Source organism: Pedobacter caeni (assembly GCF_900129215.1).
Lineage (GTDB): Bacteria > Bacteroidota > Bacteroidia > Sphingobacteriales > Sphingobacteriaceae > Pedobacter > Pedobacter caeni.
In genome coordinates, this window is record NZ_FQUQ01000005.1 from 1 (window position 1) to 20,432 (window position 20,432).

Genomic DNA, 20,432 nt, shown 5'->3' on the forward strand with positions numbered 1-20,432 from the left:
ATTGCCTTAAGTGGTCTTTCTCAAACTTATGATGGGACAGGAAAATCAGTAATTGCAACGACTAACCCCTTGAGTTTATCGGGTGTCACGATTACTTATGATGGTTCTTCCGTGTTACCTATGGATGCTGGAACTTATGCTGTGGTTGCAAGGTTGAATAATGCGAACTATACCACAACTGATGCGACAGGCAATTTGGTAATTGGTAAAGGGACTGCTTCGATTGCCTTAAGTGGTCTTTCTCAAACTTATGACGGAACTGGGAAATCAGCAATTGCAACGACTAACCCATTGGATTTATCAGGTTTGACAGTTACTTATGATGGTTCTTCCGTATTGCCTACGGATGCAGGAACTTATGCTGTGGTTGCAAGGTTGAATAATGTGAACTATACTGCAACTGATGCAACAGGAAGTCTGGTAATTGGTAAAGGGACTGCTTCGATTGCCTTAAGTGGTCTTTCTCAGACTTATGATGGAACTGGGAAATCAGTTACTGCAACGACGAACCCATTGGATTTATCAGGTTTGACAGTTACTTATGATGGCTCTTCTGTGTTACCCATAGCTGCAGGAACTTATGCTGTGGTTGTAAGGCTGAATAATGCGAACTACAGTGCAAGTGACGGAACAGGCAGTTTGGTAATTGGTAAAGGCACAGCTTCAATTGCCTTAAGTGGTCTTTCTCAAACTTATGATGGGACAGGAAAATCAGTAATTGCAACGACGAATCCTTCAGGATTATCAGGCTTGACAGTCACTTATGATGGCTCCTCAGTGTTACCAATGGCTGCAGGAACATATGTGATAGTAGCGAGTTTAAATAATGCAAACTATACGGCAATTGAAATCACTGGTAATCTGGTGATTGATAAGAAGGTTATTACTGTTACAGCAGATGGCAAGATGAAGAAATATGGTGAAACAGACCCGGTATTAACTTATAAAATTACTTCAGGTACATTAAATGACTCTGATAAATTCACAGGGGATCTGGAGAGGTACCCTGGCGAAAATGTTGGCACTTATGCAATTACTCAGGGAACGCTGAAACTGAATCATAACTATGACCTGATTTATAAAGGAGCAAACCTGATTATAGGAAACAGTACGATAAATTTTGCGGCTCTTCCGCAGAAAATTTATGGTGATACTGATTTTAATCCAGGTGCCAGTAGTAACGTAAGTACTGCAGACATTACTTACTCTTCTGATAATGTAGCTGTAGCAACTATTGTAAATGGTAAAATACACATTGTATCAGCAGGAACGGCCAACATTACTGCTGCTCAGACAGGAGCCATAAATGTGAGCAGGACATTAATTGTCTCAAAGGCCAACCTGACCGCTTTGGCGAATAATCAAAGCAGACTTTATGGAACAACGAATCCTGTATTAACTGTAACCTATAGTGGTTTTGTAAATGGTGATGATGTCTCTAAATTGACAGCACTGCCTGTTACTGCTACGAATGCAACAATTAATAGTTTACCAGGTATTTATCCGATCACCCTGAAAGGTGCTGTATCGGATAATTATAATTTTAATTATATAGATGGTATACTAAATGTTATCCCATTAGCCGATGCAGAACTCATTGATCTCAGATTAAGTTCAGGAAGATTGTCGCCGGCATTTGCCACAGAAAACTATAGTTACAATGCATTTGTGGACCATGCTGTTGATAATTTGCTGCTCACACCAACTTTAAGTAATCCAGGAGCTACTCTGCGTATAAATGGGGGGGCGTCGATGAATATTCCACTTAAAGTGGGCTTCAATATCATTACTATTGAGGTGATTGCACAGGATGGGAAGATCAAAAGTAACTATACCTTGAAAATCTACAGGGGAGATTCGGAAGCCTCTGTTTTTGCAAACAATATCCTGAGCCCAAATAATGATGGGAAAAATGATAAGTGGATTATTAAAGATATTGAGCTCTATCCTGATAATAAGGTTACAGTTTATGATCGTGCAGGTCGTGTCGTGTATACTAAAGACGGTTATAATAATGAATGGGACGGCAGTCTTAAAGGAGCAACTCTTGTAGAAGGGACCTATTATTACATCATTGACCTTGGTCCGGGTAAGCGCAGGTTCAAAGGGTTTATTACCATCATCATCAATAGATAAATGCCTCGGTTCAATTAATTAAATAACCGGAAATAAAGAAAAATAGAATGATCAATATTATAAAAAACAAGAGGATTACAATGATCAGAACGATACTGGTCACTGTATTTCTAATGATCCGGACTTTGTCCGCGAATGCCCAGCTCAATACCCTGCAGGCCATGTATTTTCAAAATCCATTCTTGTATAACCCTGCGATGGCGGGGATGGAAAAGGGGGTGAATGTCAATATCGGGTACCTGCAGCAATGGAATAGTTTTCCAGGAACCCCCAAAACATCTTTTTTAACAGCAGAAATGAAGTCAGATAAAAGGGTAGGGCTTGGATTAACAGTGAGTCTTGATGAAGCAGGTTTGATCAGGTCTACAAAAGCAAGGGGGACATATGCATATCATCTGCCTTTAAATAACAGTGATAAACAATTGAATTTTGGCCTCTCCCTGGGGATTGACGATTCGCGTATAGATTATAACAATATTCGTGGTGACGGAACTGATGAGAGTGTTGTACAGTACAATCAATTAAAACCTTATGTAGATGGTGATCTTGGGATCGCTTATACCAGCAATAGCCTGAATATTGGAGCTGCATTGCCGAATCTTAAATCAGCATTTTTTAAAGCAGCCACGACCAGATTTGATGCAGACAGATTGCTGTTTATAGCCAGTATTAGTTATAAAATCCCGTTGTATAAAGGTAATACCGGGTTTATAGTACAACCTTTAACTACCTACCGGCTTGTAAAGGGCCATAAGGATATTGTTGACGTAGGCCTGAACTTCGCAATGGAGAACTATGGCTTATATATGCAGGGCATTTATCATAGTAGTGACAACATGAGCGTTGGGCTGGGATTGAACAGGTCTTCTTATGCAGTTAGTTTTGCTTATAATTTTGAAACAGGGGCAATCAGGAATTATACAGGAGGAGGTTTTGAACTTGGAATAAAGCTAAAGGTATTCGATAAATAATGAACCTCAAAATTTCTGTGTGGAATCAGTAAGAATAAAAGTTACCGGGGACAAATGAGGGGGATATGTGGTTTGCATGATGGAACCTTTGTTTAGTACATACACAGTAATAATGGTAGTTGTTTCAGTGATCTGTATACACTTGGAGCAGTTTTTTTACTGCATTTTTGTAAATATCTGATTACATGTCATGATAGAATCTTAGCATTGGTCTGCTGGCAGTCGTTCTTCAGAAAAATTCACCAGTAAGACCGTTTTTTTAAACTTATAAATAAGCACTAAAATGAAAAAATCAATTATCGGACTATTATTCATCATGCTGAGCATACAAGTTTCCTTTGGACAAAATTCCGCAACTGAACAGAAGATCAGGGATATTTCTAAAGCGAAATGGCAATGGATGGCAGACAAAAATGTGGGCAAGCTGACCTCACTTTTTCATGATAAATCGAAGTTTGTACATATGAGTGGAACCTGGAAAAAGAAGGAGGAGCTCGATGTCATTAAAACCGGAAGAATTTGGTATAAGAATGCTGATGTCCACGATGTAGCGGTAGAAGTTTCGGATAATGTTGCGATTCTTTGGAATCGTATTACGCTTACTGCCGTTGTTCGTGGAAATGATGTTGTAACAGAGTTTACAGTTACTGAGGTTTATAAGAAAGAAGGAAAGGATTGGAAACTATTCGCTTTAACCTTTAGTAGTGTGCGCGATACTCATAAAATTGAACATTAGCGGTAGTTGTATTCCTCCCCATCAGATCGCATTTGATCAATTGGGATTAAGCCAAAGTATGATCACTTCCTGCAAGAGATCCGAAAAACAGGTTTGCCTGCCTGAAAATAATGGCATAAAAAAACATCTGTCGTTAAACAGATGTTTTTTACCAATTTATGAAGGATTCTAATTAGCTGATCTTAACATTAATTGCGTTCAAGCCTTTTTTACCTTGCTCGACGTCATAGCTTACTGAATCATTCTCGCGAATGTTGTCTATTAAGCCTGAAGAATGAACAAAGATTTCGCTATCACCATTAGCTGGCACGATAAATCCAAAACCTTTTGTCTCATTGAAAAATTTTACTGTTCCTTGTTGCATTATATTGTATATTAATTATATCCAAAGGTAGTTGTTTTATTTGGTTTAAAATAATATTTTATTTTTATTTAAAATGTAGAATATTATTCTGAATGAATGTTAGTGTATAGAATTATTTATGGCTTCGTTTCTGGCTGAAGCAAATGTTCCTGATCTGATCTCAAAAAGGAATAGTAACTATATTTGCAAAGTATGCATATACAATCCTATCCTATTCTCAGCGCGTTGCAGCCTTATATTAAGCTGATTTGTACCATGGAATGTGACGATGATGCCGACACAAGTTATATTCGTGTGCTGCCAGATGCTTGTGTAGAGGTGTTTGTTAACTATACAAGTACACCAGTGGCTATCATTAGCGATGAGTTACATAAACGTAGTATCGTTACTTTTCGGATGAGCCAGCCTATGGATGTGAAAATGCGAAAGGGAGCCGGGGTTATTGCAATTTGTTTCCATCCGGGTATGGCGTATAATTTCATTCAGCTGCCTATGCATGTATTGTCTGATACAATGATCGCTCTTGCTGATATATGGGGTCGTATGGCGGCAGAAATAGAAGAAAAAATGGCAGGATCAGGCAACAATGAAGCTCGGGTAAGCCTGCTGCAAAAATACCTGTTAAAAGAATTGATGAAAGACAACGATGATTTGCAGATTGTACATTGTCTGAGACAGGTGAGTTTGTCGGCGGGGCTGATTCCCCTGGGGAGGCTTGTTTGTGATACCGGACTCAGCCAGCGTCATCTTTCCAGAAAGTTTCAGGAATATGTCGGTTTGTCACCTAAAGAATATCTGCGGGTTTCCAGGTTCATATGCTCGCTTGCTCACCTGAAAAGATATCCTGCGTTTTCTCTTACTGAAATTGCCCATAAGAGTGGTTATTACGACCAGGCTCACTTTATCAGAGATTACAAGGATTATACCGGTTATACCCCAGGTCAGGTAGTCCGGATCCGGCATATTTTATATTGATGTCCGTTTTGTACAATTAACCGAAATAGAATATGCCCATTTTTGCCATATAAACATTAAGAATATGCGAAAACTAATATTGGGATTAGCCATCACATTGGATGGTTATATTGAAGGACCAAATGGCGAGTATGACTGGTGCTTTACAGACCAGGACTACGGATTAAATGAGTTTTTTGAACGCATTGATGCGATCTTTATTGGACGTAAGAGTTACGAAATGCTACAGCAGCACAGCGATAACGGTAGTGGGGAAGTCGTACCAGGAATGCCAGCGTTAACAGAATATGTGTTTTCTAAGACATTGACCTCGGTAAAAGATAGCGCTGTACTGATATCGGAGGATAGTATTGCCGAAGCACGAAGAATAAAAAATGAACCTGGCAAAGATATCTGGCTGTTTGGAGGAGCTTTGTTGTATGATTCCATGATGAAAGAGGGGTTGGTGGATGAATTGTGGTTGTCAGTACATCCCATATTGCTTGGTGGTGGTAAACTCCTTTTTCAGGATCAGACGGGCAGGAGGAAGCTTAGGTTTCTGGAAAGTACAACATACGAAACCGGATTGCTCTCCATTCGTTATGGCGTGGAGAATAACTAATTAAATCCGTATTCTGTCGCAATATTGCCTCTAAATTGTCGTATTATCCCCCCTTTAATTTCTGTTTTTACCTTGATCTTTATTAAAGCAATGGTGGAGCAGCTACCACAGACAAAAACGGGCGAGCCGAAAAGCCAAATGAGTAGGAGCACAAAAAAATGAATGTTATGTCAGACAATAAGGTTTCATTGCACAGAATTATTAAGGCCTCTCCGGAAAAGGTATACCGCGCCTTCACCGAAAGTACAGCGATTGCTTCATGGTTGCCGCCTTACGGTTACCTTTGTACCGTACAGGAAATGAACGTTAAGGTGGGGGGGACTTTTAAAATGTCATTTCACAATTTCACAACGGGTAACGGTCATTCATTTGGCGGGGAATATTTAGAGATCAAACCCAATGAGTTTCTGAAATATACAGACGTATTTGACGATCCAAACTTGCCAGGGGTAATGACTACTTCTATTTCGCTTCGGAAAACATTGGTGGGTACAGAATTAAAAGTACTGCAGGAAGGAATACCTGCGATGATACCTGCAGAAATGTGTTACCTCGGCTGGCAGGAATCCCTGGAAAAACTCGTTAAACTTGTTGAACCTGAACTACCGGATGCCTGATCAGCATAGCCCTGGAACTCTATTATAAACCTCCAAACGATAACGTTTGGAGGTTTATTTATCCATTAAGCTGATCTATGCTCCATTTGTATTTAGGAACACAAGAAAGCAACAGACTCGCTGCGGAAGCAGTAAATACACCGAAATTTATTGGTTTTTGTATACCCACAGAGGTTGCCATAAACAGGATAAAGGTGAATGTTAAAAGGCAGCTTCCTATGACGACATATTTCGTTTTAAAGCCAATGATCAAACAGATGGCAATGATCGATTCTGAAACGGTAGCTATCCCGCCCATTACATTGGTAAGGGATCTGCCCAGATAAGGCATCAGCGTTGTGGTGTAGTTGATAAAGTTTTCCCAGTTGCCCCATTCGATATTTCCGGTACCCGCCGCGCCGAGGATACCTAATCTGTCTAAGACAGGGGTTAGAAATGTGATGCCCAGTGCGCATCTCAGGAGCAACTGAGGGATTTTAAAGGAGTCTTCCATAATTTAAATATTTAGGACAAAGCTATCTCCAATAGATAGTCGTTTACTATACCAGATTTATCAAATTCTATAGCCCAGATGCTTATGCCCCTGCGAAACTGTGTTTTCCCCTCTTGCTTGCGAAAATTCTCTGTTGGCCTGCAAGTTATTTCTATCTTTGAGAATGGAGTTAGCATTATATCAGGTCGACAGTTTTACGGATAAACTTTTTTCGGGAAATCCAGCTTGCGTGGTGATTTTAGAAGAATGGTTACCCGATGAAATTCTACTTAAAATTACTCAGGAAAATGCGGTTGCGGAGACTGCATTTTTTCTTCCACAGGATGATGGTTTCCACCTGCGGTGGTTTACTCCTGAAACCGAAATGGATCTCTGTGGTCATGCGACATTAGCTGCCGCCTTCGTGCTCAAAAAATGTAAGGATTACCCATCTGATAAAATCATATTCTATACCCAAAGCGGGACACTGGTGGTCAGGATAGAAGAAGACCTGTTCTGGCTGGATTTTCCTTCAAGACTTCCTTTGCCTGCAACATTGCCATGGCAAATAGAAGAGGCCTTAAATATCAAGCCGCTTGAGGTATTTAAATCCAGGGATTACGTATTGATCTACGAAAATGAAGAAACCATAAAAAACATCAGGGTAGACCAGCAATTATTTGATCGGCTGAACCTGGATCCGGGTGGGGTGATCGTGACAGCTAAAGGAGAGGAGTATGATTTCGTCTCCCGGTTCTTTACCCCACAGGCATCCATACTGGAAGATCCGGTAACGGGTTCAGCACATTGTTCCCTGATTCCTTATTGGGCCGGACAGTTAAATAAAGAGGAAATGGTTGCACAGCAACTCTCGGAGCGGAAAGGGACACTGCTTTGTAAAAACGCTGCTGAACGTGTGCTTATTGGCGGACAAGCCAGGCTGTATGCTAAGGGAGTGTTGTTGCTCCCCTAAATATCCCATCGTATTGGTCGTATCACTTTTTGTCTCTTAATAGATGGAGGTAATCAAGCCTGTATGTAGTAGAATAATCCATTGGAAAAAACAGATAGTCCATTTTTTTTGAAAGAAGTTAGTTTAATTTTACTTCTATTAGCCCTGAACCTAAAGTCGATTTTTCATTATACAAATGTCAGGCTGATCCCGCAGGAAAAATAGAGAATCAGATTGGTAGAAAGCAGACCTTGATAAATTACAAACATGAATAACAACTTTATAACGGCAATATTTCTTAATTTATTTGTTTTTGTATTTACCTGCCATACTGGTGTGGCGCAGACGATGCCTGCCATTATTCCCGAGCCGGTATCCTTAGTTCATGGTAAAGGTGTATTCGTGATTGACAAACAAACCTCTTTAATCATTGCCAAAGGCAACGCTGAACTGATCTCTTTGAGTAATCGTCTTAAGGAATGGATCAATATGCAAACGGGTCTTACGTTGCCTGTTAAAAACAATACAACGGGATCGGAACGCACTATCAGGCTATTGCTGAATCCGGCATTGAAAAAAACAGGCAATGACGAAGGTTATCAGTTATCCATTACTGATCAGGAAGTAAAGCTGGAAGCCAGCAAAGCAGCGGGCCTGTTTTATGGTTTACAAACGATAAGGCAGTTGCTCAACCTTTCGGTCGAACAAAATAGCCAACAAAAGCAATATAGCCTGCAAGCCATGGAAATTGTTGATTATCCCCGCTTAAAATGGAGAGGCCTGATGCTGGATGTAAGTCGTCATTTCTTTTCAAAGGATTTTGTGAAAAAGTATATTGATGATATGGCCCGTTATAAATTCAACGTTTTTCACTGGCACCTGACCGACGACCAGGGATGGAGGATCGAAATCAAATCACTGCCCCGTTTAACGGAAGTGGGGGCCTGGCGTGTGCCGAGAACAGGACAATGGTGGTCGTATGAAGTGCCTCAAAAAGATGAAAAGACTACCTATGGCGGATATTATACGCAGGAGGATATTAAGGAAATCATTGCCTACGCAACCGAAAGACACATTACTATTGTACCAGAAATCGATGTTCCAGGGCACTCACTGGCCGCTATTGCGAGTTATCCTTACCTGTCGGCAACAGGATATCTTTATCCGGTAAACCCTGGAAGCAAATTTTATGATATTGATGACAATACCTTAAACCCGGCAGACGAACGTGTGTATGCCTTTCTGGAGAAGGTATTTACAGAAGTCGCGGCTTTGTTTCCTGGAGATTATATTCACATTGGTGGTGATGAATGCACAAAAAAATTCTGGCAGCGTTCGGCTGTGGTGCAGGATTTTATGAAGGAAAAAGGGATAAAGACGGAACATGAACTGCAAAGCTATTTTATCAAAAGGGTAGAGAAGATCCTGAAAAAAAAGGAGAAAAGGTTAATTGGCTGGGATGAGATTCTGGAAGGTGGACTGGCTCCGGAGGCAATAGTGATGAGTTGGCGTGGTATGGAGGGAGGCATAGAATCCGCCAAACAAGGACATCAGGTGATTCTTACTCCTAATAACCATACTTACTTAGATCTGTACCAGGGAGATCCGCTATTGGAACCGGATACTTATGATATGCTTCGTTTAAAAAACACTTACCAATGGAATCCAATTCCTCCTGGGGTAGACAGTACCCTGGTTTTGGGGGGACAAGGTAATTTGTGGACAGAGTCTGTACCCAGCGGCGGGCATGCCGAATACATGACATGGCCACGGTCTCTGGCATTATCTGAGGTATTTTGGTCGCCGGTGACAAAGCAAAACTGGACCTCTTTTCAGAAAAAAATAACACCCCATTTTAACATTCTGGATGCCGCAAAGATCAATTATTCCAAAGCCGCTTTTGATGTACTTGCAACCGCAAAGCTTGATCAGCAACAACAATTACTTGTTGATCTGGGCACAGATATCGATGGCCTGGATATTTACTATACACTGGACAATACCAATCCTGATGCTTCCGGCATCCGTTATAATGGAACACCGATAGTTATCCCTGGTAGCATCTATCAGTTAAGAGCACAATCGTTTAAAGGAAATACAGCGATGGGGAAATTGTTGATTGCACCTCGGGAAGCATTAGAAAAGAGAGCAAAAAAATAAAACACAGCGTATCCCATCGGTACCAGGAAAAGCTGCAATTAATAAAACAATTGCCCTAGGAATGTTAATGCTCCTTTTAGGAGGTGAATGTATATACATAAAATAATGGAACCAATTATTTTATAGCTTTCAAGCCTTTGTTCGCATACCATATACGCTCTTTCGTTGTTTCTGATTTTGCTATTTCCTGGCTTTTGCCTATCCTCCGCTTAATTCAAAGGCCCGAAAATGAGTCCTGTTATTTCCCATCTGAAAATAACGACCTGTAACAACTGGATCTCAGCTTGTGCTTTTGATTTGTCATGAGAAATAGTACAGGGGCTTCTATATGGAGTCAATCCAAAAATCTTCCATTCTTCTTATTGACTAATTAATTAACACTATGGTTACGCGGTGATGCATAGTGTTTAAGTCGTTAACAATCAGGCTAAATTATTTTTTTCTTTAAATATTTTGATGTTAAAATACTATTATGTATATATGTATATACAAACTCTTGCCTGAGGAGTTTTTGCTTGAACTGAACCAAACTAAACCAAATATATTATGAACCAAAGTGTCTTTTTCTACAGAAGAGTGAAATACCTCTTTTGTGTTTTTTTACTAGGGATCAGTGTACAAACATCTATCGCTCAAACCGGCGGTCTTACCATCAGGGGTAAGGTAAAAGATGCAACTGGACTAGGAATACCAGGCGTGAGTGTTTTACTAAAGTACAGTACTGCCGGATCCACCACAGACAGCGATGGTAATTATACCATTAAAGTAAATGATGCAAAAGGTATCCTTGTCTTTTCCTGCGTAGGGTACATCAAAACAGAACTAAAAATTAACGGGTTGCAAAAGATAGATGCCCTATTGCAGGAAGATAAGAGCGAGTTAGATGAAGTCGTCGTTGTGGCTTACGGTCAGCAAAAGAAAGAGAGCATGGTGAGCTCCATCACTGCCATTAATCCTAAAGAACTAAAAGGGCCTACCAGTAACCTGACCACCATGCTTGCCGGCAGGTTATCGGGAGTGGTAGCCTATCAGCGGAGTGGAGAACCGGGTGCAGATAATGCGCAATTTTTTATTCGTGGCATCACCACGTTCGGCACGGGTAAAGTAGATCCGCTGATCCTGATCGATGGTATGGAATCCACTTCGAATTCATTAGCCAGGTTACAACCCGACGATATTGCGGGTTTCTCGGTGCTGAAAGATGCAGCTGCATCTTCCCTGTATGGGGCAAGAGGGGCAAACGGAGTCGTTTTGGTGACCACAAAATCGGGTGCAGATGGGAAAACAAAGTTTAATGTCCGTGCGGAAAATTCCCTTTCCTCCAATACACAGAACTTTAAACTGGCCGATAACATTACGTATATGCAGCTGGCAAATGAATCGGTTTTGACGAGAAATCCACTTGGAGAATTGCCTTATCAGCAGAACAAAATCGACCGCACCATTGCAGGTGACAACCCCTTGCTTTATCCCAATAATGACTGGATTGATTTACTGATCAAAGATTACACCCTCAATCAGAGGTTTAACCTGAACATGAGCGGAGGTGGGAAAGCGGCACAGTATTACATCTCGGGTACTTATAATGTAGATAATGGGGTTTTAAAGTCTGAAAAGGGAAATAATTTTGACAATAACATTAAACTCAAAAGCTACGAAGTCCGTTCAAACGTAAACGTCAAACTAACCCCAACCACAGAAGGGATCGTGAGAACGTCAGGTAGCTTTGACGATTATAGCGGACCGGTAGGTGGGGGAGCGAATATTTTTGCAGGAGCCATCGCCTCAAATCCAGTGAAGTTTCCGGCCATTTTCCCTGCTTCCGATTTACCCAATGTCGCTCATCCATTGTTTGGAAACTCGAAAGTGGACAATAGGGGAGAGCTGTTGTATTATAATCCATATGCAAATATGGTTTCCGGTTTTCAGCAGTCCAATTCTTCTGTTTTAAATGTACAGCTGGAAATTAAACAGGATTTGAAATTTCTTATTCCCGGCCTTAATGCCAGGATAATGGCTTATACACAACGGAATTCTTTTTTTAGCCTGAACAGGCAATACAGCCCCTTCTATTATGGAGCAGATGCCACAAGTACAGGAGGTGACCGATACAACCTGAGCCTGCTGAATGAGAAAACCGGGACAGAGTATTTAAACTATAATGAAGGACAGAAGGTATTAAATACCACCTCTTACGTAGAGGCCGCAGTGAATTATAGCCAGACCTTTTCTGAAAAACATAGCATAGGAGGACTCCTGGTTGCCCAGATGCGGAATTACCTTACAGGCAATGCGGGTAACCTTCAGGCCTCTCTTCCTTTCCGAAACCAGGGCGTCTCAGGTAGATTTACCTATGGCTATGACAACAGGTATCTGCTCGAAGCAAACTTTGGACTGAACGGTTCAGAGCGTTTTGCTAAAAATCAACGCTATGGGTTTTTCCCTTCTATCGGGGTTGCCTGGAATGCTTCTAATGAGCCTTTTTTTGAGCCCTTAAAAAATACAGTGACCAAATTGAAATTCAGGGCCACCTATGGATTAGTGGGTAATGATCAGATTGGTGATGCCAAAGACCGCTTCTTCTATTTATCTAACGTGAATTTAACAGATGGGAATCGCGGGGCCAGTTTTGGAACCAATTATGGCTATTCAAGAGATGGAGTCAGCATTTCAAGATATGCCAATGAAGCCATCACCTGGGAAAAAGCGAAGACAGTAAACATTGGGATGGACCTGAGCTTGTTCAGTAACATGAATATTATTGTGGATGTCTACAGGCAACGCCGGAGTAATATTTTAATGAACAGGAATTATATTCCAACCACCATGGGCCTGGCTGCCGGTATACAAGCCAATGTAGGGGAAGCTGAAGGGCAGGGGATAGACCTTTCTATGGATTACAATAGGAATTTTGGCAACATGTGGCTGCAGGCAAGAGGAACATTTACCTATGCAACGAGTAAACTACTGGTCAATGAAGAACCCAATTATCCCGCCAATTTAGCCTATCTGTCCAGGGTTGGAAATTCCCTCGGGCAGAATTATGGACTCATTGCGGAAAGGTTATTTGTGGATGATGAAGAAGTGAAAAACTCTCCGGTACAGACCTTCGGAGAAGTAAAGGGCGGAGATATTAAATATAGAGATCTAAATGGTGATGGCCTGATCTCTTCTCTTGATTTTGCACCACTTGGTTTACCCTCCACTCCCGAAATCATTTATGGATTTGGCTTGTCTGTAGGTTATAAAAACTTAGACATCAGTGGCTTCTTTCAGGGTTCTGCCAGGTCGTCTTTTTGGATTGATTCCCATAAAATGACTCCTTTTGTATTGAACGGAGGTTATCAGAACGGTTTGTTGAAGGCCATTGCTGAAGATCACTGGTCTGAAGATAAAAGAGATCTTTATGCGTTCTGGCCCCGTTTAAGTCCGGGGATAAGTGCCAATAATACCCAGCCTTCCAGCTGGTGGATGCGTAATGGTTCCTTTTTGCGCTTAAAGACTGTTGAAATAGGCTATAACCTGTCCGGTAAATCATTAAGTAAAATCGGATTGGGCTCCATCAGGCTCTATGCAAATGCCAGCAACCTGTTTGTGAAAAGTAGTTTCAAATTGTGGGATCCGGAACAGGGTGGCAGTGGCTTAGGCTATCCGGTTCAAAAGGTATTCAACTTCGGACTAAATGTTCAATTCTAATTCAATTATGAAAATCCGATATGAAACCATCATAAGCATACTGCTTACAAAAAGCAATGAAACGCTTATGATCGCTTCATGATCATTAAAAAAATATGCTGATGAAAACATATAATACTTGCCTGACCTTTTCAGTGCTGTTGCTGATCCTGATGCTAAGCTCTTGTAAGAGAGGTTTCCTGGACGTAGTTCCGGATAATGTGGCGACCATAGACCATGCTTTTGCCAATCGTAATGAAGCGGAGAAATTTTTATTCACCTGTTATTCAGATTTGCCACAGGAAGGACATCCGGAAACAAATCCGGGAATGAATGCCGGTGACGAGCATTGGATCTATTGGCCAATGTCTACGAGTGAGGATTTCTGGAACCTGGCTCCTTATAACATTGCAAGAGGACTTCAGAATAAGAATGAACCGGAGTTGAATTATTGGGATAGTTACAGCCAAAGATCGTTGTTTCAGGGAATTAGAAACTGTAATATATTTCTTGAAAATGTGGGCCGGGTAAAAGACCTGGAACCTTATGTCAAAGACCGCTGGGTGGGGGAAGCGAAATTTTTGAAAGCCTATCTCCATTGGTATTTGTTCCGCATGTATGGACCTATCCCGATCATCGATAAGAATTTGCCCATCACTGCCTCACCGGAAGAAGTCAAAGTAAGTCGTCAGCCGGTAGACTCTGTAGTAAACTATATCGCTAACCTGTTAGATGAAGCGGCCTCCGGAGAAGGAAGTGCAGGCCTGCCTGATAAAATTTTAAACTTAACCACCGAACTGGGTAGAATTACGAAGCCAGCAGCATTGGCGATAAAAGCAAGGCTGCTGGTTACTGCAGCCAGTCCGCTGTTCAATGGAAATACAGATTTAAGTAATTTCAAAAATCACGATCAAAAACAATTATTTAATTCGGTTTATGACCCTAGAAAATGGACCAGAGCTGCTGAGGCCTGTAGGGTGGCTGTTCTTGCTGCGCAGAATGCAGGGGTAAAACTGTATCGCTTTAGTTCTCCAACAAACGCAGTGGATGAAGCAACGAAAATCGAAATGAGCATCAGGAATGCGGTATGTGAGAAATGGAATTCGGAACTCATCTGGGGAACAACGACCAGGCCGGAGGACACCAGAGTGACGCAGTTGTATGCCTGCCCACAGCTGGACCCAAAGGCGATTAACCTGCAGCTGAAGGGCCAGCTGGCACCGACCATGAAAATGGCTGAATTGTTCTATACAGAAAATGGGGTACCTATTAATGAAGATAAAACCTGGGACTATGCCAACCGGTTCAACCTCAGAACCAGTACCACTGCTGACCTGGGGATACAAAACGGATATCAGTCTGTAGGCCTGCATTTCGATAGGGAGCCAAGGTTTTATGCTGATATGGCATTTGATGGTTCCAAATGGTTTATGCAAAACGGAACTTTTAACATCCAGAGTAAGTCGGGCCAATTCGGCGGAAAGAAACAAAGCCGTATATTTTCTGTAACAGGCTATTACAATAAAAAACTAGTGAACTGGAACATGGTGATCAGCACTACAGCAGTAGTTGTGGAGTCTTATCCATGGCCGGTGATGCGCCTGGCAGACCTTTACCTGCTGTATGCGGAAGCTTTAAATGAGACGGATAACAAGGGCCTGGCTTTGGAATACCTCAACATGATCAGAGATCGTGCAGGACTGAAATCCGTAGAAAGCTCATGGACCAACTTTTCAACCAATCCTGGTAAATATGCGGATAAAACAGGGCTGAGAGAGATCATCCGCCAGGAGCGTTTAATTGAAATGGCGTTCGAAGGTAGTCGTTTCTGGGACCTGAAACGCTGGAAATTAGCGGGTGTTGTCCTGAATGAACCCATCTATGGCTGGGATGTGATCAGGTCCAGTTATGCCGATTACAACAGAAGAGTATTGCTGTTTAACCAGAGTTTCAACAGCCCCAGAGATTATTTCTGGCCAATAAAAGACAACAATCTATTGGTAAACCCTAATCTGGTTCAAAACCCGGGATGGTAACTGCAAGGGGAAAGAACTGAATTTAAATGATTAATCAAAAAGAAACAAAAATGAAACGATTAATATATATGCTGGGCCTGGGGCTGTTATTGATGATAACAGTTGAAGCCTGTAAGGAAACAGAAGTAGGCACCATTGTAAAGGACGATAAGCAAGCCCCGGGGCCGCTAAGCAATGCAGTAGTGGAGAACTTAAACGGAGCGGCAAAAATAACTTTTAGTCTGCCTGGCGATAAAGATCTGCTCTATGTAAGAGCGGTTTATACGAATAAACGAGGTGTAGTCTGGGAAACCAAGGTAAGTCGCTACCTGAATAACCTCACACTGGAAGGTTTTGGAGATTCAGATGTTTACGAAGCAAAATTGTATGCAGTAGATAAGAGTGAAAATGAATCTGTGCCCTTAATTGTAAAAGTACATCCTAAAACACCTCCTTTTGTGCTGGTCAAGGACCGGCTTAAAACCCGCTCAGTCTTCGGAGGGATCAGTGTTGATTATGAGAATGACTCAGAAGCCAATATTGCAATAGTCGTGTTGGCGAATGACCGTCTGGGCAACTTTGTTCCCATCAGGACATTTAATACAAGATCCAAAACTGGTGATTTTAGTGCAAGGGATCTCCCTTCGGTGGATACTAAATTCGGGCTCTTTGTGCGGGACAGATGGGGCAATTTGTCGGATACCACTTATGTAACCCTAAAACCACTATTTGAAGTTAAGCTCGATAAATCGAAAATGAAGGGCCTGATCCTGCCTACTGATGCGCGTGTTTTCCCCGGGAATAGTATTGATGCTCTTTTTAACGACGATGTCAGTAACAATACCTATTATCATTCTACTGATGTTGATGGGATTCCACAGTGGTTTACCTATGATATGGGACAAACCGTGAAATTAAGCCGACTGTCCTGGTTCATGAGGCAGGGTTGGTATTTTATGCTTCACAATCCGAGAAATGTAGAAATCTGGGGCTCGAATAACCCACCTACGGACGGAAGTTACAACAACTGGGTCTTGTTAACCACTCATGAACAGATTAAACCTTCAGGCCTGCCATACGGGCAAAACTCCAATGCAGATGTTGAGGCGGCTAATCTTGGTGAAACGGTTCTTTTTCCAATAGAAGCGCCTGCGGTACGGTACATCAGGTTTAAAACACTAAGGAATTGGTCTGGTGGTTCTTATGTGAATTTTACGGAGATCACCATGTGGGGCAATCCACAATAATACAGGTATAATATTAATTAGCTAATCAAAGAAATTATGAAACCATCAAAAAACAATGATATACTGATGAAATATATGGTTGTTTGTTTTCTTGTTGTTACAGTCGCCTGTTTGAGCTCCTGTGCAAAAGAAGATGATTATAAAAAAGCAACCAAAAACGGAGAGATTTACTATCCGGGCAGGGCCGACTCTGTGACGGTATATGGAGGAAACAGAAGGGTTCAGCTGCGTATTGAATTGGGAAATGATCCATTGATCACTAAAGTAAAAGCCTTTTGGAACAACAATGCGGATTCTGTAGAAATGAAGGTGGTAAAGAAAAATGGGAAAGAGGTGGTAAATATGCTGATCGACAACCTTAACCAGGGAACTTATAATTTTAGTGTCTATACTTATACCAGTGACAATGCCAGATCTGTGGTTAAAAATACATCGGGTATGGTATATGGGGAGAACTACCTGAAAACACTTTCTAACCGGACGATTAAGTTGATGGCCCTTTCTCTGGATGGAAATAAAACGGTCATAGATTGGAACGGGGCAATTGCCGGTGAAAAATCCATAGAACTGAAATACCTGGATAACGACGGACTGGCTAAAACCCTGATCATTCCTGGGGGGACCATGAAAACCGAATTGTCTGGTTATCAGGAGGGCAGTAAGCTGACTTACAGGTCGGTGTACCTTCCTGAAGTCAATGCAATAGATGAGTTTTCAGTGGGGTATACTGAAGTGGTGTTGCCAGTATTTGAACGACAGGCGGACAAATCTAAATTCAGGGAATATATCCTTCCTGGTGATGCCAGGGATGCCCATGGCTGGAAAATGACCAATTTATGGAATGAAGACTACAACCCAAAGGGCTTTGCGACCACAAATGGTATACCCCAATGGTTTACTTTTGATATGGGCACCTCAGTTTCCCTCAGCAGGTTTAAAACCTGGCAGTCTAACGACCGGCTTTACAGGGCGGAGAATGTCAGGAAATTTGAAATTTGGGGAAGTGATGCTCCGAATCCAGACGGATCATGGACAAGCTGGACAAAACTGCTGACCTGCGAGTCGCTGAAACCCTCAGGCTTACCAGGTACAGAATCTAATGCGATCGATGAGGCTTATGCCAGGGCAGGTGAGGAATTTATCTTTCCTGAGGGCTTGCCAAAGCTGAGGTACATCCGTATTAAAGTACTTGAAACCTGGGGCGGAGCTGATTTTATGACAATGGCAGAACTCACTTTCTGGACCAAAGACCGATAATTTTGAAACTATTTTATCCATATAAAACCACACACAAATGAATGTAAAAATGTTAATGTTAAGTTGTATTGGTGTTTTTGCCCTGAGCAAAAACACTTCTGCACAAAGTGTTCTGTCCGCGAATGTTTCAAAAAAGCTGGAGTCCATCAGGCCATTGTCTGATTCCGTGAAAATAATGGCAGAGAAATTAGTGCAAAAAGGCTTTACTGCCGGGGATGGCTATGGTGAGGTCTGGATCAGAGACCTGAATACCTTTGTAACGGTAGCCAGTAAGGTGAATGATAAAGAGTTGATCAAAAAACATTTGCTTACTTTCTTTCAGTTTCAGCAGCCTGATGGTGCAATTTTAGATGGCTATGTGCCGGCTAAAAAAGGGGCTGTGGCTTATGATTATTATCATACTGACCTGGCACCCGAATATGCCGGACATAAAAATACGGTGGAAACCGATCAGGAAACCTCATTGGTTCAGGCCGTGGCGAAATATGTCAGAGGAACAGGTGATCAATCCATCCTGAAAAACACCATTGCCGGAATAACCGTACAGAAGCGATTGGAACAAGCGATGGAGTTCTTGCTGACCAAGAGGTTTGACCAGAAACATGGACTTTTATGGGGTGCTACAACAGTGGATTGGGGTGATGTGCAGCCCGAACATAACTGGGGTGTCGTATTAGATTCCAATTCGCATTTAACCATTGATATCTATGACAATGCGATGTTTATCATTGCAATCAATGACTTTTTGGAAATCGCCAGCTTGTCGCCAAAAATGTCGGCACACTGGAAAGGGATCAAAACAAAAATCGCAGCCAATGTACGCAAGCATCTCTGGGATAAAAAACGCCAGAAATTCCTGCCCCATATTTACCTGAATGGCTCACCTTTTCCGGCCTCATTTAATGAAGCGGAAATCTATTACCATGGTGGAACAGCTGTGGCAATTGAAGCAGGGCTCTTAAGTAAAGATGAGGTGAAAACGGCTTATAAAAAGATGCAGGAAAACGTAAAGAAGGCCAATGCTGCTACGATAGGCCTGACCATTTATCCCGTATACCCTGAAGGTTTCTTTAAGAATAAAGGAATGGGCCCTTACTCTTATCAGAATGGTGGAGACTGGACCTGGTTTGGAGGCCGGATGGTTTCCCAGCTGATCCGCTATAACCTATTGGAAGAAGCAGTGGAAGCGATGAAGCCGATGTTGGACCGTGTGGTTAAAAATAAAGGCTTTTATGAATGGTATACTCCTGATAATAAACCGCAGGGATCTGCAAGCTTCAGGGGAGAAGCAGGCGTACTGTGGATGGCCATTACGGAACTTAAACAGAAAACACGTTAACCGATAAAAGTTCTGAAAAAAAAATGCCTGAAAGTACTGGTGTGCTTTCAGGCATTTTTCTGATCGGTTCAGGTGGCTAGGCCCTTCTGCTTTCCACAGAATAGACAAAGCTATCTGCCTTATAGTACCCAAGGTTGTATTCTATTGGTCGTTCTGCCTGATCATATACATACCGTTTACGGAATAAGATCGGGCTTCCAGGCTCTGTTTCCAGCTTTGAAGCGATAAATTTATCTGCTGCGGTTGCACTGATCTCCTCTTTGGAAAGTTCGGCAATGATGTTGTAATCAGTCTCCAGTATATCGTAAAGTGGTCTTTTGAAGTCCTCTTCTCCGGTTAAGCTGGTGCGGGGGTGAAAGTAAGAAACAAAGTAAACAAAAGGACCTTCCGGACGGCCACGCAGCCGCTCTACCTTTAATATTTTCTGATCTGTTTTAATATTGAAAAAATTAGCGATGATCTCGGTAGGATAAATCCAGCTCACATGAAGTTCAAAGTTCTTGATCGGAATACCTCTGGCCTGCATCTCCTGAGAAAAGCTCAGCCAGTTTACCGATTTAGAGCTGATCATGGCATCCGCCACCTTAGTGCCAACTCCTTTCTTCCTGATCAGCAGACCTTCGTAAACAAGTTTATTTAAAGCTTGTCGCAGTGTGGTCCGGGAGATAGCCAGTTGGTTCGCAAGATCGATTTCGTTTGGCAAAAGCTTGCCATTCTGGTATTCAGGCAGCTTTGTCATTTTACGTAATAACTCTTCAGCCTGTATATGTAACGGAATCGGGCTTTTGTGGTTGATCGCTATCTTCATGTCTGTTTTTCTCTCCCCGTTTGTTTATAGATGAGTAGCAAAATTATGAAAATATATTTGGATATGATGATTAAATAACTATGTTTGTACATACATAGTTTATGTCT

The 20,432-nt window shown here is 41.8% G+C and carries 16 protein-coding genes; 13 read left to right on the forward strand and 3 right to left on the reverse strand.

Annotated features, from left to right (window positions below; translation table 11 throughout):
- The 3 genes from BUC20_RS24045 to BUC20_RS24055 all read left to right on the forward strand — a co-directional run.
- On the forward strand, nt 1-2,136 hold a 2,136-nt coding region (locus tag BUC20_RS24045; protein WP_143166900.1), incomplete at its 5' end, for an MBG domain-containing protein.
- A gap of 80 nt (nt 2,137-2,216) precedes the next feature.
- Nucleotides 2,217-3,107: a PorP/SprF family type IX secretion system membrane protein gene (locus BUC20_RS24050; protein WP_073235595.1), complete on the forward strand. Its 891-nt coding sequence runs from the start codon at nt 2,217-2,219 to the stop codon at nt 3,105-3,107.
- A gap of 283 nt (nt 3,108-3,390) precedes the next feature.
- Nucleotides 3,391-3,843 (forward strand): nuclear transport factor 2 family protein, encoded by a 453-nt coding sequence (locus BUC20_RS24055; RefSeq protein WP_073234112.1) that lies wholly within the window; start codon nt 3,391-3,393, stop codon nt 3,841-3,843.
- Nucleotides 3,844-4,015: 172 nt separating this feature from the next.
- Here BUC20_RS24055 and BUC20_RS24060 read toward each other — a convergent pair whose 3' ends face one another.
- A complete protein-coding gene (locus BUC20_RS24060; protein ID WP_073234115.1) occupies nt 4,016-4,207 on the reverse strand; it encodes a cold-shock protein in 192 nt (63 codons plus the stop codon).
- 192 nt (nt 4,208-4,399) lie between these two features.
- Here BUC20_RS24060 and BUC20_RS24065 point away from each other — a divergent pair, with 192 nt between their 5' ends.
- The 3 genes from BUC20_RS24065 (at nt 4,400) to BUC20_RS24075 (ending at nt 6,400) form a co-directional block, all read left to right on the forward strand.
- Complete coding sequence (locus tag BUC20_RS24065) at nt 4,400-5,182, forward strand: helix-turn-helix domain-containing protein (protein WP_073234117.1); 783 nt, start codon at nt 4,400-4,402, stop codon at nt 5,180-5,182.
- 64 nt (nt 5,183-5,246) lie between these two features.
- The gene (locus tag BUC20_RS24070; protein ID WP_073234120.1) at nt 5,247-5,783 is read left to right on the forward strand and encodes a dihydrofolate reductase family protein; all 537 of its coding nucleotides are present in this window, start codon (nt 5,247-5,249) and stop codon (nt 5,781-5,783) included.
- Nucleotides 5,784-5,950: 167 nt separating this feature from the next.
- The gene (locus BUC20_RS24075) at nt 5,951-6,400 is read left to right on the forward strand and encodes an SRPBCC family protein (RefSeq protein ID WP_073234122.1); all 450 of its coding nucleotides are present in this window, start codon (nt 5,951-5,953) and stop codon (nt 6,398-6,400) included.
- A 58-nt stretch (nt 6,401-6,458) separates the two neighbouring features.
- On the opposite strand, the gene BUC20_RS24080 is transcribed toward BUC20_RS24075, so the two are convergent.
- A complete protein-coding gene (locus BUC20_RS24080; RefSeq protein WP_073234125.1) occupies nt 6,459-6,893 on the reverse strand; it encodes a DoxX family membrane protein in 435 nt (144 codons plus the stop codon).
- 163 nt (nt 6,894-7,056) lie between these two features.
- On the opposite strand from BUC20_RS24080, the gene BUC20_RS24085 reads away from it, so the two are divergent.
- The 7 genes from BUC20_RS24085 (at nt 7,057) to BUC20_RS24115 (ending at nt 19,517) form a co-directional block, all read left to right on the forward strand.
- Nucleotides 7,057-7,845, forward strand: a complete 789-nt coding sequence (locus BUC20_RS24085; RefSeq protein WP_073234128.1) for a PhzF family phenazine biosynthesis protein — start codon at nt 7,057-7,059, stop codon at nt 7,843-7,845.
- Nucleotides 7,846-8,091: 246 nt separating this feature from the next.
- Nucleotides 8,092-9,984: a beta-N-acetylhexosaminidase gene (locus BUC20_RS24090; protein WP_073234131.1), complete on the forward strand. Its 1,893-nt coding sequence runs from the start codon at nt 8,092-8,094 to the stop codon at nt 9,982-9,984.
- 546 nt (nt 9,985-10,530) lie between these two features.
- Entirely contained in the window at nt 10,531-13,680 is a 3,150-nt protein-coding gene (locus BUC20_RS24095; RefSeq protein WP_084529243.1) for a SusC/RagA family TonB-linked outer membrane protein, read from the forward strand.
- 101 nt (nt 13,681-13,781) lie between these two features.
- Complete coding sequence (locus tag BUC20_RS24100) at nt 13,782-15,695, forward strand: RagB/SusD family nutrient uptake outer membrane protein (protein ID WP_073235601.1); 1,914 nt, start codon at nt 13,782-13,784, stop codon at nt 15,693-15,695.
- 50 nt (nt 15,696-15,745) lie between these two features.
- Entirely contained in the window at nt 15,746-16,921 is a 1,176-nt protein-coding gene (locus BUC20_RS24105; RefSeq protein WP_073235604.1) for a DUF5000 domain-containing lipoprotein, read from the forward strand.
- 36 nt (nt 16,922-16,957) lie between these two features.
- Nucleotides 16,958-18,178, forward strand: a complete 1,221-nt coding sequence (locus BUC20_RS24110) for a DUF4998 domain-containing protein (RefSeq protein ID WP_073234134.1) — start codon at nt 16,958-16,960, stop codon at nt 18,176-18,178.
- A gap of 37 nt (nt 18,179-18,215) precedes the next feature.
- Nucleotides 18,216-19,517 (forward strand): GH36-type glycosyl hydrolase domain-containing protein, encoded by a 1,302-nt coding sequence (locus BUC20_RS24115; protein WP_073234137.1) that lies wholly within the window; start codon nt 18,216-18,218, stop codon nt 19,515-19,517.
- 76 nt (nt 19,518-19,593) lie between these two features.
- Here BUC20_RS24115 and BUC20_RS24120 read toward each other — a convergent pair whose 3' ends face one another.
- On the reverse strand, nt 19,594-20,325 hold the full coding sequence (locus tag BUC20_RS24120; RefSeq protein ID WP_073234140.1) for a GntR family transcriptional regulator: 732 nt from the start codon (nt 20,323-20,325) through the stop codon (nt 19,594-19,596).
- Nucleotides 20,326-20,432: the final 107 nt, after the last annotated feature.